The organism is Streptomyces sp. NPDC047017 (genome assembly GCF_040644175.1).
In the GTDB taxonomy this organism is placed as follows: Bacteria; Actinomycetota; Actinomycetes; order Streptomycetales; family Streptomycetaceae; genus Streptomyces.
Map to the genome: position 1 here is coordinate 79,273 of NZ_JBEYVW010000007.1, position 15,542 is coordinate 94,814.

The window sequence follows — 15,542 nt, forward strand, 5'->3', positions numbered from 1 at the left end:
CCGCGGGACCGTGGAAAGGCTGACATGCTGAAGACCGTCCGGGAGCAGGCGACGGGGCTCACCAAGGATCAGCGAAACGTTTTCGTCGCCGCCTACTTGGGCTGGGCGATGGACGCTTTCGACTACTTCCTGGTGGTCCTCGTCTACAGCGAGATCGCCGACGACTTCGGCGTCTCCCTCACTGACATGGCTTTCCTCACCACCGCCACGCTGGTGATGAGACCGGTCGGTGCGTTCCTCTTCGGCATGTGGGCCGACCGGCGGGGCCGCCGTGTCCCGCTCATGGTCGACGTCGCCTTCTACTCGGTCGTCGGATTCGCCTGCGCCTTCGCGCCGAACTACACCGTGCTGCTGGTGCTGCGCCTGCTGTACGGCATCGGCATGGGCGGCGAGTGGGGCCTCGGCGCCGCGCTCGCCATGGAGAAGATTCCCGCCGAACGGCGCGGCTTCTGGTCGGGCCTGCTGCAGAGCGGCTACTCGCTGGGCTACCTGCTCGCCGCCGTGGCGTTCTTCGTCATCGAGCCGGTCCTCGGCTGGCGCGGCCTGTTCGGTTTCAGCCTGGTGCCCGCCCTGGTCTCGCTGTGGGTGCGGAGCCGGGTGGAGGAGAGCGAGGTGTGGGAGCAGAGCGTCGCGGTCAACCGCACGCCCGCGTATCAGATCTTCAGGAACCCTGCGGTGCTCAAGCGCTTCGTCTACCTCGTAGCGCTGATGACGGCCTTCAACTGGATGTCGCACGGCACCCAGGACGTCTACCCGACCTTCGTCAAGAAGGGCCTCGGACTGTCGGCCGACACGTCCATCGCCATCGCGGTGGTCTACAACATCGGCGCCATGATCGGAGGCGCGCTGCTCGGCGCCGCCTCCGAGCGGCTGGGACGCCGTCGTACGATCATGCTCGCGTCGGCCGGTGGCCTGGTGATCGTGCCCTTCTTCGTGCTGTCCACCACCGTGGGCTGGCTGATGCTCTCCTCCTTCCTGATGCAGGTATGCGTCCAGGGCGCCTGGGGTGTCATCCCCGCGCATCTGACCGAGATGAGCCCGGACGCCATCCGGGGCTTCTACCCGGGCGTGACCTACCAGCTCGGGAACTTGATCGCCGCCCTGAATCTGCCGCTCCAGGAGGCCATCGCCAAGCATCACGGCTATCCGGCGGCGCTGGCCTGGACCGTGGCGCCCGCCTTGGTCCTGGTGATCCTGCTGAGCGCGGTCGGCAAGGAGGCGAAGGGCATCCGGTTCGGCAGCACCGGTACACGTCCTCCGGGCGGGGGCTCCGCGGTCACGGAGACGGCGGCGTAGGCGCCAACTGCGGCAAGCAAGGGCGGCACCGGCGACACGTAGCGTGCCCAAGGCTGAGGACCGCACCACGCCCGCGAGGTGCTCTCCGGGGGCCGGGCGTGGCCAGGCGTGCGCTATCGGGGTGGGTGTCCGGTGAGGGTGTCGCCTGGGTCGTCGGTCAGGGCGAGGCGGGCGGTGACGCGCTTGCCGGCCTGCTCCCGCCGGACCTCGAAGCCCTGGGCGACGGCCATGACGATCTCCAGGCCGTGCTGTCCGACGCGGCCGGCGTCCGCGGCCCGGGCGACCGGCAGCACCGGGTCCGAGTCCCACACCGAGATCTCCACGGTGTCGCCGGTGACGCGCAGGTCCATCAGCGCCGGGCCGGGGGCGTACTTGCGGACATTGGTGACCAGCTCGCTGACCACCAGCTGGGTCAGGTCCATGGCGCGCCGGGAGACGGGCAGGCCGTGCTCGGCCTGCGCCCGGACGAGGAAATCGGCGGCCAGGTGACGGGCTCCGGCGATGTCGGCGCCGTCCCCGTCCAGGGCGACCGAGGTCTGTATGACGTGTACTCCCGGCGTGGCGCCGTCCTCGTCCACGGGAACGTGTTCCATCACCGCCGCCTTCACTACCCCGTTCACCACTCCTCGCGCGTACCCGTCCTTGCGCGGTACACCCTCGGCGCCCCTCCGATGGCTGCCCGCAGCACGAGAGGCACCGCCCACGTCGTGCAGGGCAGCACCGCGGGCAGAGTCCTGCGGGGTCAGTATCACCCACATGGTTGAAGCACATACGGTATAGGAAGCAACCCGGCGATCAGACGCCGCCACCGGGCGGGCCGCCGGAGACCGCCACCACCGCGGACGGCAGCCGCCTCCGTCACCGCGGAGGCAGGGACGGAGCGGGGCGGCGGCTCGTACCGCGGCGGCCGGATCACTCGCCGGCGGCGGCGACCAGCTCGCGTACCTTGTCGACGTCGCCGCAGTCGTCGGCCAGGTACTTCGCGCGGGCCGCGCGGAACGCCTCGCCGAGCTGGGAGCGGCGGTCGGCCGCGACGTTCTCCCGCGCGTCGTTCAGCAGGGTCCGCTCCTCCTCGTCCGTGTGGTGGTTGATGGCGGCGACGAGATCCTCCAGCTTCTCGTCCCACTCCTCGGAGCCGGTGCCGCCGACCTCCAGCAGGGCGAGCAGGGCCTCGTTGCCCTCGTGGTGCTCGTGCACACCGTGATCGACGTCGTCGTCGTCCACCTTCTTGTAGCGCCGCAGGGCCGGATAGACCTCGTCTTCCTCGGCCTGGGCGTGGGCGATGAGCAGATGCGCGAATTCCTGGAGAGCGGAGGCCCGGTCGGCCTCCACGTTGCGCATGGTCCGGAAGAGATCCTCCATCCGGCGGTGGTCCTGGAGGATGAGCTCGACGACGTCCGTGGACGGCACGGTGACTCCCTGGTGCTCGGCTACAACGGTACGGGTTCGCGCATACCCCGAGAACGGTGGGCGGAACGCCGAACGGCAGGCTGTGGGCACTGCCCGGAGCCGAGCGGATACGACGCCGAACAGATACGCAGCCACTCCCCCGACCCGAGTGTGAATCGGGCCTTTCCGGGTAATTTTTTAAGTGGGGAGGCACTCGGCGCCGCCGCTCCAGGCGTCGCCATCGGCGGCCGACACGTGCGGCCGTGACGAGAGGAAGCCACCGTGATAGCCCTTGGCGTCATCCTGCTCATCGTCGGGTTCATCCTGCACATCGGCATCCTGTGGACGATCGGGATCATCCTGCTCGCCATCGGACTCATCCTGTTCCTCCTCGGCTCCGTCGGCCACGCCGTCGGTGGCCGACGCCACTACTGGTAGGCGCACTCGCACCTCATGGCGGGCGACCCGACGGGCCGCCCGCCCTGCCTGCCCCTCGGCAGCGTCTCCCGCCCTGCCCGCGGATCGACGACCTGGAGTCGTCGCCGAGGGCGAGGGCGAGTACGACGGGGACGATGAGCAGGCCGCTACAGCGTTCCCGCGGCCACCGACAGGATCGCTCGCACCTGGGCGATGATGTCCAGCCGGTTGCGGACGAACTCCGGGTCCGTGACAGTGCCCGTCGCCGGGTCGGTGTTGCCCGCGCCGAACTGCAGCACCGGGGTGTGCAGGTGTCCGCCGGGCAGCGTGCCGTGCAGGCCGAGCCGGTCGCGCAGCAGCGTGGCCCGGTAGCCGATCTCGTTGGACAGGTAGTCCCCGCCGCCCCCGGCCCGCGCCGTCGACCCGGGCGTCGGCCCCTCCGGCCGTACCACCGGCTCGCTGCCGCCCGCCGGGATCTCGGTCACGGACGTGTTGTCGTACACCGGGAACCGGCCCGTGTCCGCCGCCGTGATCCTGGCGTACGGCAGGGTCGTCGTCGTCCACTGCGGCCGCGTCGCCGGATCGGTCACCGGGACCGGGCCGGCCGTACCGGTGTTGTCGTTGTCCGGGGAGCCGCCCCGCCAGGCGCCGTTGGTGCGCTCGACGTCGAAGCGCCCGACACGACCCTGGCTCACCGTCGTGAACATGTCCACGCGGGGCAGATACGGCCGCAGCGCCCGCTCCACCGTCCCCTGCGTGAAGTCACGCCAGCGCACCGGGAACACCAGTGTCTCCACCCGCGCCGGACCAGCGGCCGTCTCGATCACCGTGCCGTCCAGGGCCAGCGCGGAGGCGCCGGACGGGTTGGAGATACGGATGTCCCGGTCGAGCGTGAACGGGTCGAACCCGGTGACGAGGACCCGCTTGAGCCCCTTGGCGGCCTGCGGATACCGGACATCGGTCTGCCCGCGGGAGGTGCGCTCCAGAGCGTCGAGCAGGAGGTTCCGCTGCCGCGCGCCGAGTGTGAAGTCCGGTTCCCAGCCGCGCACTTCCCGGGTCATCGCCAGTCGTGCCCAGTACAGCGGCCGGTCGTCGTCCCGGCTGAGGTCGCCGCCCGCCGGCCCCCGGCCCTGTGCCCGGTCCACGGCCCGCCGCCAGAGCGCGGTGCCTTCCCGTACGACGATGCGGCGTGCCTGCGCGTAGGAGTGCGTGTGGTTCAGCGTCCTGCTGAACCGCGGTGCCACGGTGTCGAATCCGGAGCGGCGCAGGATCTCCTGCGGTGCCTCCTGGTCGAGGCGCTGCTCCTCGACGGTCGGGGCGAGGGCCGGGGCAGCCGGAACGGCCGACGCGGTGGTGGGGGCGGCCAGGGCGGCGGTCATCAGGGCAAGTCCGAGGGCGGCCGCGGGAACACGTATGGAGAGCAAGGGGTGGGGGTCCTTTTGTCGCTGTGGGGCGCGTGCTTGCGGGACGAGCGCAGTATCGCGTGAGGGACGTGGCGTACGCCATGGTGTTGTCGGTCAGGCCGGGGCGACCGGCTGCCTCACGCGCTCGGGCCGGGTGGCGGCCCGAAGGTGCCGCCCCCGGCAGGCAGCCTCAGTTCCAGCCGGGGGCCGGCGGCAGCGGCCAGGGCGGTGGGCTCGGCAGGCTGCCGTCCGGCTCCAGGCGTGTGCCGCACGCGCGGCCGGACAGCCAGGCCAGGAGCGCGTGGCCGGGGCCGGTAGCGGTGGGGCCGGTCGGACCGAGGAGCCAGGCGCGGCCGAGGTCGGTGGCTTCGAGGCGGGCGAGGGGGAAGTCGCGGGCGGCCAGGGTCGCGGCGGTCTCCTCCAGGGCCCAGGTGACATAGTCGGCGGGCCAGTCGGCGGAGGAATACCCCAGGTCCAGGTCGGCGTGGTGGGTCTCCAGTTCGCGCCGGGCGCGGTGCAGCGTGAACCAGGCGGGATGCCGCCACCCCGCCGGCGCGGAGACCAGCGTAGGCCAACGGTCCGCGGGCATGGCCGCCGCCTCGTCGAGCAGCCGGTCCAGACTGCCGCGCAGATCGGCCACCAGTGCGACCGCGTCCCGCTCGGCGCCCTCGCGCAGGGCCCGGTCCAGGGCGGCGGCGTCGGCCCGGGGGCCGGGTTCCCTGCCCGTGCGGGCCAGGGTCAGCAGCCATACGTAGGCGTCCGCGCTGCGGGCGAGATGGGTCAGGACGTGGGCCCGGCTCCAGCCGGGGAGCACGGAGGGCTGGCGGGCCTGCGCGTCGGTCAGCGTCTTGAGAGTGGCGGTGAGGCGAGTGGCCGATACCCGTACGTGGTCCAGGAGTTCGGCGCTGTCGGCATGGTCCGGGACGATGGTGTCGGTCACGGACGGCGACTCTACAGCGGACGGCTATGCCTCCCGGGGCACCCCTCAGCCGACCGACTCGCCCAGCGGCCACAAGAAGCCGCGGTACGCGCATGTCGCATGTCGCATGTCGGAGGAGGGTGCCTGGACGTGCGCATGCCCGTGGCGGCATTTCCGTATCCTCTGGCGCCGGACCCCTTGGGGGATCCGGCGCTTCTCGTCCAGGCACCCGGGGGAGCTAGCGCTCCCCCACGCCCAGAGTCACTCCCCGTGCACAGTGAGCCGGTACCCCTCGGGGCCGGTGAAGGAGAACGTCGGGCCGAACGGGCTCGCCTGCACCGGGCTGACGTCCTGCGTGCCCGCCTGTACCAGTTGCTCGCGCAGGGCGGTCGCGTCCGAGGTGCGCAGCCACAGTGCCACGCCCAGGCCGGGGCGCTCGGCGCCGTCCAGGTCTACGCCCGGCAGCGGCTCGCGTACGGCGAACGCGATCGGGCTGGTGGTGAACACCACGGCGCCGGGCGGTGAGGCGGGCGCCCGGCGCAGTCCGAGACGCTCCTCGAAGAAGGCGGCTGCGGCGGGCACGTCCTTCACCTGCAGGGCGATGAAGTCGGGGCCTTCGACGGTGGCGGGCATGGTTCCTCCAGAACTCGCATGTCAGAACTTTGACATAAGAAACTGTAGGCGCCGACTTCCCGGCATGTCAAAATGCTGACATGGAGAACCGTTCGCCCGTGTCCCCGCCCCACCCGGCCCAGGACGTGACAGAGCACGTGGGATATCGCCTCAAACGCGCAGCCGCCGCCCTGCGCGGCGCCATGGACAAGGCCCTGCGTGAGCACGACCTCACCGTCCCGCAGTACTCCTGCCTCGAACTCCTCGACCGGCAGCCCGGCCTGTCCAACGCCGACCTGGCCCGCGGCACCTTCGTCACACGGCAGTCGGCCAACGTCGTCCTGCGCGGCCTGAAAGAGGCCGGTCTCATCACCCGGGCGAGCACCACCGACCACGGCCGCGCCCTGCCCGTCCACCTCACCGCGGCCGGACAGCAGCGCCTGGACGCCGCCCGCGGTGCCGTCTACGCCGTCGAGAAACGCATGATCAAGGCTGTCCCCGGAGACCGCCTGGCGGCACTGCTCGCCGACCTCGACACCATGGCCGCCGCCCTCGACGACTGACCGAGCGGGCCCGGGCGCCACGACTCCGGCCCGATCCGGCCTGTGCGCGAAGTGTTCAGCGAGGCCGGAAGCCGGACCGAAAAAGAGCCCGGGGGGTATGGACCGCGCGGCACCTGTCCATCTACTGTCTAGACATGCCTGGACAGGTACACAAGCATCGTCGCATCGCCCGCGTCCTCGCCGACGAGATCCGCGCCGGGATACATACCGACGGCAGCAGACTCCCGGGCGAGCACGCCCTCACCCAGCGCTTCGGCGTCAGCCGCACCACCTTGCGGCAGGCGCTCCAGGTGCTCGGCGAGGAGGGGCTCATCGCCACCCACGCGGGGATCGGCTCGTTCGTCACCTTCGACGGCGGGGCGCCGCTGGACCACCGCCTCGGCTGGACCCGGGCGCTCGCGGAGCAGGGCACCGAGCTGACCACCGAGACCCTGCGGTTCGAGCAGATGACGGACGACGCGCTCGCCGCCGAACTGGGGCTGGCGTCGGGCGCGTTCGTCGCCCTGGACCGGGTCAGGCGGCTGCCCGACGGGCAGGGCGTCTCCCTGGAGCGCAGCAGGGTGCCGGCCACCGGGGAACTGGCCGGACTGCCCGAGCGCGGCCTCGACGGGGGCTCGCTCAGCCGGACCCTGGTGGCCGCGGGCCGGGTGACCGACTCCGGCGAGGGCCGGGTCGGCGTGTGCGGCCTGGGCCCGGCCGAGGCCGCCCTGCTGCACCGCGCGCACGGTGAGTCCTTCCTGCGCCTGAGCCAGGTCTACCGGGCCGCCGACGGCTCGGTGGTCGAGCACGTCACCAGCCTGCTGGACCCGGCCAGGTTCGAACTGCACATCCGCTCGGGCCGAGGAGGCCGACTGTGACCAACCTGCTCGACCGCGCCCTCGGCGCCTACTACGGACTCGCTCTCGGCGACGCCCTCGGCATGCCCACCCAGTCAATGTCCCGGCAGGATGTCGTCCGCTGCTACGGCACCCTCACCGGTTTCGTCGCCGCCCACCCCGACAACCCCATCAGCGGGGGCATGCCGGCCGCAACCGTCACCGACGACACCGACCAGGCCGTGATCGTGGGCCGGCTGATCGCTGAGGGCCGGGGCCGGATCGACCCGCTGCGGCTCGCCCACGAACTGCTCGACTGGGAGAAGGAGATGAAGGCCAAGGGCTCCTTCGACCTGCTCGGCCCGTCCACCAAGGCCGCCCTGGACGCGGTGGCCCGCGGTGTCCCGACGTACGAGACGGGGCGTACCGGCACCACGAACGGCGCCGCCATGCGCGTCACCCCGGTCGGCATCGCCCACGCCACCGAGCCGCTGGACGCCTTCCTCGACCATGTCGAGCGGTCCTGCCAGGTCACGCACGACACGGACATCGGGATCGCGGGTGCCGCCGCGGTCGCCGCCGCCGTCAGCACGGGCGTCGCCGGTGGCACACTGGACGAGGCCGTGGCCGCCGCGGTACGCGCGGCGCGAGCCGGTGCCCGGCGCGGCCACTGGGTCGCGGGGGCCGACATCGCCACCCGCGTCGCGTGGGCCTGGGACCTGGTCCGGGACCTCCCGCAGGACGAGGCACTCGACCGGATCGTCGCGCTGGTCGGCACCAGTGTCGCCAGCCAGGAGTCCGTGCCCGCCGCGTTCGCGGTCCTCTCCGTGGCCGACGGCGACCCTTGGCGGGCCGCACTGCTCGCCGCCAACCTCGGCGGCGACAGCGACACCATCGGCGCGATCGCCGGTGCCGTCGCCGGTTCGGTCACCGGCCTGGCGGCGCTGCCCGCAAAGGCAGTTCGGACCCTGCGCACGGTCAACTCCCTCGACCTGGAAGCCCTGACGGCCGAGCTGCTCGCCCTGCGCTGACCGGGCCGCACCGCCCCGTCCGATCCGCCCGTCCCTCTTCCCCCGTCCATTCCCCCGCACAGCGCAAGGAGGTTCCGTCATGACCGGTTCGAAGGCGAACGATCGCGTCGGCGCCGTCGAGACCCGAGGAATCGAACCGGTTCCCGAAAGCGAACGGCACGGCAGGGCCGGCCAGATGTTCTGGACCTGGTTCGCCGCCAACATCAGCATCCTGGGGCTGCCTCTCGGTGCCACGCTCGTCGCCTTCCGCGGGCTGAACGTCTGGCAGTCGGTGCTCGTCGCCGTCGTCGGGGCCTTCGGTTCCTTCGCGCTGGTGGGCGCGCTCAGCCTGGCGGGCAAGAAGGGCGGCGCGCCCGCCCTGACCCTCTCCCGCTCGGTCTTCGGGCAGCGCGGCAACGCGGGGCCGACCCTGATCAGCTGGCTGAGCCGGGTCGGCTGGGAGACGATCTCCACGACCACGGCGGCGTACGCGCTGCTGGCGCTGCTGGACACCGCGTTCGGTGTCGGCCGCAACACCGTGCTCACCATCGTCTGCCTGCTGGTCTTCATCGGCTGCACGCTGCTGATCAGCGGCCTCGGCCACGCCACCATCATGTGGATCAACAAGTGGGCCACGGTCGTCTTCGGCCTGCTGAATCTGGTCGTGATGGGCTTCCTGGTCGCCACCGTCGACTGGGCCAAGGTCCTCGACACCCCGGCCGGACCGGTCAGCGCGGTGATCGCGGGCATCGGGTTCATCGCCTCGGGCACCGGCATCGGCTGGGCCAACGCCGGTGCGGACTACGCCCGCTATCTGCCCCGTACGGTCCCGGGCCGCCGGCTGATCACCGCCTCGGCGTTCGGCGCGGGCATCCCGCTGGTCCTGCTGATCTCGCTCGGTTCGCTGCTCTCGGCGGGCGACACGTCCCTGGCCACCGCCTCCGACCCGGTCGCGGCGATCAACGCGATGCTGCCCTCCTGGATGGCGATCCCCTACCTCGTCGCGGCCTTCGGCGGGCTGCTGATGTCGAACCACCTCTCCACCTACTCGGCCGGCCTCACGATGATCACCCTCGGGCTGCGGGTGCCACGGGCCGCCGCCGTCACCCTCGACGTGGTGCTGATGTTCGCCGGCGGCATCTACTTCATGCTGATCGCCGACGATTTCTACGGGCCGTTCTCCACCTTCCTGACCCTGCTGGCCGTGCCCGTCTCGGCCTGGATCGGCGTCATCGCGGTGGACTCGCTGCGGGGCCGCGCCTACGACCCCGAGGCGCTGATGGACACCAACCGCACCAGCCGGTACTGGTACTCGGGCGGTTTCCGGCTGCCCGCCGTCGCCGGCTGGGCCGCCGCCATCGTCGCCGGACTGCTCTTCACCAAGGCATCGACGAGCGACACCGACGTGTGGTTCGCGGGCCCGCTCTCGGGCACCTGGCCCGGGGTGAACGGCCTCGGCTGGGCCGTGTCGATGGCCGTCGGCGCCGCGGTGTACGCGCTGCTCGGCCGCCGTCCCGGCGGCTCGGGCGGCGACGACGCGGCCCTCTCCCCCGCTCTCCAGGAGGTCCGGCGATGACACGCCGACTCGTTCTCGCCGGCAATGTCATCGCCGATCTGGTCATCGAGGTGCCCGCGCTGCCCGAGCGCGGCGGCGACGTCATCGGCACCCGCGCCAGGACGACCGCCGGCGGCGGCTTCAACACCCTGGTCGCCGCCCGGCGCCTCGGCACGGAGGCCGTCTTCGCGGGGCTGCACGGCACCGGCCCGCACGGCGACCTGGTCCGGGAGGCACTCGCGACCGAGCACATCGAGCCGCTGCTGCCCGCCCGTACGGAGGGCGACACCGGCTTCACGGTGGCCCTGATCGACGGCGGCGGCGAGCGTACCTTCGTCACCAGCTTCGGCGTCGAGGCCACCCTGACCCGGTCGGACGTCGACGCCGTCGCCGCCCGGCTGCGCCCCGGCGACCTGCTCCAGCTCTCCGGCTACGGGCTGGTCCTGCCGGGCAACGGCCCGCTGCTGTCCGCGTTCACGGCCGCGCTGCCGGCGGACGTCACCGTCTGCCTTGACCCGGCGCCGCTGGTGGCCGACATCCCCGAGGCGGTCCTGTCCCCGGTACTGGCCCGCGCCGACTGGCTCAGCGCCAACGCCCGCGAGGCCCGGCTGCTGTCCGGCCACGAGGACCCGCGGGCCGCCGCCCTGGCGCTGCGGGAGCGGCTGGCGCCGGGCGCGGGGGTGCTCGTGCGGGCCGACAAGGACGGCTGCTGGCTGGCGGCCCCCGGCGAGGCACCGGTGCGGGTGCCGGGGTTCCCGGTCGCAGCGGTGGACAGCAACGGCGCCGGGGACGCGCACGTCGGCTCGTTCCTCGCCCTGCTCGGGCAGGGGCACGACCCGCTGACCGCGGCCAGGGGGGCCAATGCCGCCGCCGCCTTCGCGGTGACCCGGTCCGGCCCGGCCACCGCGCCGGACCGCCGGGAACTGGCCCGCTTCCTCGGTGCCGACCCGCTCGCGCGACGGCTCTTCGGCTGAGGGCCCGCGGGAAGCCGCCGGGCCGGCGGGCGCGAGGCTGCTCGTGTCACGCGAGGTGTGTCAGCCCGTCCGCCCACCGCTCGCCGTGCTGTCCCTGACCACTAACCGGTACGGCGCCTTCGAGTCGGCCGGTGGCGGTGCCGTGCCCTCGATGAGCCGGACGAGGGTGCTGACCGCCAGGTGGGCGATCTGGGCCTTGTCGGGGGCGATGGTGGTGAGCGTGGGCGTGCTGTACTCGCCCTCCTGGATGCCGTCGACGCCGATCACGGCGATGTCCTCGGGGACGCGGACGCCCGCCAGCGTGAGGGTGTGCATCACGCCGATGGCGAGGAGGTCGTTGTAGCAGAAGACCGCGTCGGGCGGTTCGGGCAGGGACAGGAGCCGTTCCATGGCCTGGGCGCCGAAGCGGCGGTGGAAGCGGGGGGTGGGGACGACGAGGTCGGCGTCGACCTCCAGTCCGGCCCGCTCCAGGGCCTGGCGGTAGCCGATGGTGCGCAGTTGCGCGGTCTCGCCGGTGCTGTAGGGCTGGTCGCCGATGGCGGCGATGCGCCGACGGCCCAGGGCGACGAGGTGTTCGGTCGCCTCGCGGGCCGCGGCGATGTTGTCGATGGCCACATGGTGGAAGTTGCCGTTGAAGATGTGCTCACCGAGCAGGACGACAGGAACGCGGTTGGTGCGGTCGCGCAGTTCGTCCACCGAGAGGGCCAGCGGGCTCAGCAGCAGGCCGTCGAACATGGTGGCCCGCGACTCGCGCCCGAGCAGTTCCCGCTCCCGCTCGCCGTCGCCGTCGGTCTGGTCGAGCATGACGACGTAACCGTGCGCCCGGGCCGCGGTGATGACCTCGCGGGCCAGCTCCGCGAAGTAGGGGACGTCGAGTTCCGGTACGACGAGGGCGAGCATGCCGGTACGGCCGCGGCGCAGGTTGCGGGCGACGAGGTTGGGCCGGTAGTCGAGTTCCTCCAGGGCGGACTCGACGCGGGTGCGCAGTTCCTCGGAGACGGGGACCGATCCGTTGACCACGTTGGAGACCGTACGGATCGAGACTCCCGCGCGTCTGGCGACGTCACGAAGGGTTGCGCCGGCCATCCAGGGCCCCTCTCTGCTGTCGGTCCGCCCGCCGGGACCTCCCGGTGGCGGCTCCGCTTCCTGGCCGGTGAGGCCTTCGGCTGCGTACGCACCGAATGTTACTCGGGTATTGCATCGTTGCAAAAGGCGGCGCATCATCTCTGCATCGTTGCAATCCGGGGTGGCGCCCATGCTGCTGCGACGTCGGCGTGCCTGCGCGCCGTGCGTCCTGAGCCATGGGCTGCCGCACGTCCTGGTGACCGCTTCAGAGGAGCCGTGTTCATGTCCAGACCATCCGTCCCGCGCCGCGGTGTCCTGCGCGGCGCCCTCGGTGCCGGCGCCCTCGCCGCCACCGCCGGCCCTCTCGCCGCGTGCGCCCCCGGCCCCACGGGGAGCCGGCCGCAGAAGCTCACCGGGACGCCCGGCGCGTCGGCCAAGGGCGAGATCACCATCTGGAACCGCTCGGGCGACCTGTTCAAGGTCTTCGACGCGGCGATCGACAGCTTCCGCAGGGCGTACCCGGGCGTGAAGGTGAACCACCAGGCGGTCGACATCGACGCCAAGCTCGCCAACACCCTGATCACCGGCGCCGACCTGCCCGACGGCAGCTTCTGGGACGACGCCAAGATCGGCAGCCAGGCCGAGCACCTGTACGACCTCACCGACCTGATCGCCCCGTACCGCAAGCAGACCTCGCCGTACAAGCTCTCCGTCAACACCGTCGACGGCCGGATCTACGGGGTGCCGTGGGACCTGGACCCGGGGCTGCTCTGGTACCGCGAGGACCTGCTGGAGGACGCGGGCGTCGACCCGGCGGGGCTGACGACGTACGACAACCTGCTGGAAGCGGCCCGGGCGCTGAAGGAGAAGAATCCCGAGGCGGCCCCGATCCACATGGACAAGGACCCCTACCTCGGCCAGCTGTGGCTGGAGATGCTCGCCAACCAGCAGGGCACCAGCCTCGCGGACGCGAACGGCAAGGTGCGCCTGGACTCCAAGGAGTACCGTGCGATCCTCTCCTGGATCCGGTCGGCGGTGCACGACGGGCTGGTGACCCACACCGAGTACCTCAAGCAGGCCGACATCGCCGCCCTGGAGGACGGCCGGCAGGCGCTGGTGCCCTGGGCGGTGTGGTGGTCCTTCGCGCCCCAGCAACTGCTGAAGAAGACCAAGGGGAAGTGGCGGGCCACCCAGCTGCCCGCCTGGACCCCCGGCGGAGCCCGCAGCGGCGCGATGGGCGGCAGCAGCTTCATCATCCCGGCGAAGGCGAAGAACCCCGAACTGGCCTGGCTGCTCTATGAGTTCCTGTGCTTCAAACAGCCCGGCTACAGCACGGTCTACGGCCCGAGCAGCGTCTACCCGGACGGCCTGAACACCTCCGTGCCCAGCTACACCCCGGCCCGCCGGGCCGACAGGCCGCTCTTCAAGCCGCAGGCGGCCTTCGGCGGCCAGGACCTGTGGAAGGTCACCGTGGACGCGGCGGCCACCATCCCGGCCGCCGCGCCGATCCCGGCCTGGTGGAGCAAGTCGGTGGACTACCTCGGCAACAACCTCCAGCGGCTGCTGTCGGGCTCGATGTCGCCCGACGACGTCATCGACGACTCCACCCGCAAGATCCAGCGCAATCTCGTGGACCGCGCATGACACCGACGACCCTCGCTCCCGCGCGCCGCGCGGAGCGCACCGACCCGGCGCCGCCGCGCACCCGCCGCCGGCTCTTCCTCACGCCCTACCTGTTCGTCGCCCCCTTCTACGTCGTCTTCGCCGCGTTCGGCCTCTACCCGCTGGTCTTCGCGCTCCAGTTGAGCTTCACCAACTGGAAGGGCGCGGGAGAGGCCCGGTTCATCGGGCTGGGCAACTACACCTACCTGCTCACCAGCCCCGAGTTCTGGTCCTCGCTGGGCAACAGCGCGGTGATGTGGCTGCTGGTCGTGCCCGTGCAGATCGTCGGCGGGCTCGCCGCCGCGGTGCTGCTCGCCAACGCGCGGCTGCGGCTGCGCGGTGCGTTCCGGGTGGCCTTCATCGCGCCCTTCGTCACCCCGCTGGTGGCCATGGCCCAGGTGTGGATCGTGGTCTTCGACAGCGACTACGGCCTGGTCAACCACCTGTTCCAGCTGGTGGGCCTGCCCCAGATCGACTGGCTGACCTCGACCGTGTGGGCCAAGCCGACACTCGCGCTGCTGTTCCTGTGGAAGACCACCGGGTTCGCCATCATCATCCTGCTCGCGGGCCTGCAGGCCGTACCGTCCGACGTGTACGAGGCGGCCTCGCTCGACGGGGCCTCGCGCCGGCGGCAGTTCTGGTCGCTGACGCTGCCGCTGGTACGCCGCAGCATCGCGTTCCTGGTCGTGGTGCAGACCCTCGCGGTGTTCCAGATGTTCGCCGAGCCGTTCGTGGTCACCAAGGGCGGACCGTACGGCTCGACCACCACCGGCGGCCTCTACCTCTACAACCACATCACCTCATCCGACCTGGGGACCGGCGCGGCCAACTCCTTCCTGCTCGTCCTGCTGGTGTTCGCCCTGTCCCTGGTGTCCGTACGCCTGCTGCGCTCCCGAGACGAGTGAACATGAAGCGCAAGAGCCTCTCCCAGCCCAAGCCGGGGCCCTTCCAGTACGTCGTGCTCGCCGGCCTGGCCGTGCTGTTCGTCTATCCGATCTGGTGGGCGATCAGTTCGTCGCTGAAACCGGCGAACGAGATCGTGCGCGCGCCGCTGACGTTCTCGCCCGGCTCCGCGACGTTCGACAACTACCGGTCGATGTTCCACGACGTGCCGATCGGCACCGGGTTCCTCAACACCCTGCTGGTCGTCGCGGTCAAGGGCGCGATGACCATGTTCTTCTGTCCCCTGGCCGGGTACGCCTTCGCCAAGTACCGTTTCCGCGGCCAGAACCTGCTCTTCGGCGTGCTGATGCTCACCCTGATGCTGCCGACCCTGGTGCTGATCATTCCGTTGCTGCTCGAAATGAGCCAGCTGGGCTGGGTCAACACCTACCAGGCGCTGATCCTGCCCGGCAGCATCGACGCCTTCAGCATCTTCTGGATGCGGCAGACCATCAGCGCGGTCCCCGACGAGCTGCTGGACGCCGGACGCGTGGACGGGGCGAGCGAGTTCAAGATCTTCGCCCGGATCGTGGTCCCCGTCGTCCGCCCGGGTATCGCCGCGCTCGGCGTCCTGACCACGATGAACATCTACAACGACTTCGTCTGGCCGGTCGTCGCCGTCAACGACGAAGGCCACCAGACGCTCCAGGTGGTCCTGTCCACGCTGGCGCAGAACGTCACCGGCAACCGCATCGGCGCCGACTTCGGGACCGTCTGGGGTGAACTGCTCGCCGCCGGCAGCATCGCCATGCTGCCCGTCCTGCTGCTGTTCATCCTGCTGCAACGCCACTTCATCAACGGGATCCTCGCCGGCAGCGTCAAGGGCTGACCGCCCGGACCGCCGGCCGCCAGGCCCGCGCGCACCGCCGGCCGTCCCGTTCCCCGTACCGCCCCTCACTCCGATCGGAGCACGCACACCC

Annotated in this window: 16 protein-coding genes; 10 read left to right on the forward strand and 6 right to left on the reverse strand. The window is 71.5% G+C overall.

Annotated features, from left to right (window positions below; translation table 11 throughout):
• The first annotated feature begins 24 nt into the window (after window positions 1-24).
• Complete coding sequence (locus tag ABZ858_RS13905) at window positions 25-1,296, forward strand: MFS transporter (protein WP_361376384.1); 1,272 nt, start codon at window positions 25-27, stop codon at window positions 1,294-1,296.
• A gap of 113 nt (window positions 1,297-1,409) precedes the next feature.
• Here the strand turns inward: ABZ858_RS13905 and ABZ858_RS13910 are convergent, their stop codons facing one another.
• Together ABZ858_RS13910 and ABZ858_RS13915 are read right to left on the reverse strand one after the other, a co-directional pair.
• Window positions 1,410-1,889: an ATP-binding protein gene (locus ABZ858_RS13910; protein ID WP_361376387.1), complete on the reverse strand. Its 480-nt coding sequence runs from the start codon at window positions 1,887-1,889 to the stop codon at window positions 1,410-1,412.
• Between the two features lie 319 nt (window positions 1,890-2,208).
• A complete protein-coding gene (locus ABZ858_RS13915; RefSeq protein ID WP_361376390.1) occupies window positions 2,209-2,706 on the reverse strand; it encodes a hemerythrin domain-containing protein in 498 nt (165 codons plus the stop codon).
• Window positions 2,707-2,967: 261 nt separating this feature from the next.
• Here ABZ858_RS13915 and ABZ858_RS13920 point away from each other — a divergent pair, with 261 nt between their 5' ends.
• Entirely contained in the window at window positions 2,968-3,123 is a 156-nt protein-coding gene (locus ABZ858_RS13920) for a DUF6131 family protein (RefSeq protein WP_361376393.1), read from the forward strand.
• Window positions 3,124-3,269: 146 nt separating this feature from the next.
• Here the strand turns inward: ABZ858_RS13920 and ABZ858_RS13925 are convergent, their stop codons facing one another.
• From ABZ858_RS13925 to ABZ858_RS13935, 3 genes are all read right to left on the reverse strand, one after another.
• A complete protein-coding gene (locus ABZ858_RS13925; RefSeq protein WP_361377171.1) occupies window positions 3,270-4,481 on the reverse strand; it encodes a pyroglutamyl peptidase in 1,212 nt (403 codons plus the stop codon).
• Between the two features lie 214 nt (window positions 4,482-4,695).
• Window positions 4,696-5,445 carry a maleylpyruvate isomerase family mycothiol-dependent enzyme gene (locus ABZ858_RS13930; RefSeq protein WP_361376396.1) on the reverse strand — a complete coding sequence of 250 codons (750 nt, stop codon included), beginning with the start codon at window positions 5,443-5,445 and terminating at the stop codon, window positions 4,696-4,698.
• A 240-nt stretch (window positions 5,446-5,685) separates the two neighbouring features.
• Complete coding sequence (locus ABZ858_RS13935) at window positions 5,686-6,057, reverse strand: VOC family protein (protein WP_361376399.1); 372 nt, start codon at window positions 6,055-6,057, stop codon at window positions 5,686-5,688.
• An 80-nt stretch (window positions 6,058-6,137) separates the two neighbouring features.
• Here ABZ858_RS13935 and ABZ858_RS13940 point away from each other — a divergent pair, with 80 nt between their 5' ends.
• The 5 genes from ABZ858_RS13940 (at window position 6,138) to ABZ858_RS13960 (ending at window position 10,953) form a co-directional block, all read left to right on the forward strand.
• A complete protein-coding gene (locus ABZ858_RS13940) occupies window positions 6,138-6,599 on the forward strand; it encodes a MarR family transcriptional regulator (protein ID WP_361376402.1) in 462 nt (153 codons plus the stop codon).
• A gap of 134 nt (window positions 6,600-6,733) precedes the next feature.
• On the forward strand, window positions 6,734-7,456 hold the full coding sequence (locus ABZ858_RS13945) for a GntR family transcriptional regulator (protein ID WP_361376405.1): 723 nt from the start codon (window positions 6,734-6,736) through the stop codon (window positions 7,454-7,456).
• A complete protein-coding gene (locus ABZ858_RS13950; RefSeq protein WP_361376408.1) occupies window positions 7,453-8,445 on the forward strand; it encodes an ADP-ribosylglycohydrolase family protein in 993 nt (330 codons plus the stop codon). Before ABZ858_RS13945 ends, ABZ858_RS13950 begins: the two co-directional genes overlap by 4 nt.
• Window positions 8,446-8,524: 79 nt before the next feature.
• Complete coding sequence (locus ABZ858_RS13955) at window positions 8,525-10,000, forward strand: cytosine permease (protein WP_361376411.1); 1,476 nt, start codon at window positions 8,525-8,527, stop codon at window positions 9,998-10,000.
• The gene (locus ABZ858_RS13960) at window positions 9,997-10,953 is read left to right on the forward strand and encodes a PfkB family carbohydrate kinase (RefSeq protein WP_361376419.1); all 957 of its coding nucleotides are present in this window, start codon (window positions 9,997-9,999) and stop codon (window positions 10,951-10,953) included. The genes ABZ858_RS13955 and ABZ858_RS13960 overlap by 4 nt, the downstream gene beginning before the upstream one ends.
• Before the next feature lie 60 nt (window positions 10,954-11,013).
• Here the strand turns inward: ABZ858_RS13960 and ABZ858_RS13965 are convergent, their stop codons facing one another.
• Entirely contained in the window at window positions 11,014-12,039 is a 1,026-nt protein-coding gene (locus ABZ858_RS13965) for a LacI family DNA-binding transcriptional regulator (RefSeq protein WP_361376422.1), read from the reverse strand.
• Window positions 12,040-12,300: 261 nt separating this feature from the next.
• Here ABZ858_RS13965 and ABZ858_RS13970 point away from each other — a divergent pair, with 261 nt between their 5' ends.
• From ABZ858_RS13970 to ABZ858_RS13980, 3 genes are read left to right on the forward strand one after another with little or no spacing between them, the layout of a single operon-like run.
• A complete protein-coding gene (locus ABZ858_RS13970; RefSeq protein WP_361376425.1) occupies window positions 12,301-13,662 on the forward strand; it encodes an extracellular solute-binding protein in 1,362 nt (453 codons plus the stop codon).
• A complete protein-coding gene (locus ABZ858_RS13975; RefSeq protein WP_361376428.1) occupies window positions 13,659-14,585 on the forward strand; it encodes a sugar ABC transporter permease in 927 nt (308 codons plus the stop codon). Before ABZ858_RS13970 ends, ABZ858_RS13975 begins: the two co-directional genes overlap by 4 nt.
• A gap of 2 nt (window positions 14,586-14,587) precedes the next feature.
• Window positions 14,588-15,451, forward strand: a complete 864-nt coding sequence (locus ABZ858_RS13980; RefSeq protein ID WP_361376431.1) for a carbohydrate ABC transporter permease — start codon at window positions 14,588-14,590, stop codon at window positions 15,449-15,451.
• Window positions 15,452-15,542 lie beyond the last annotated feature (91 nt).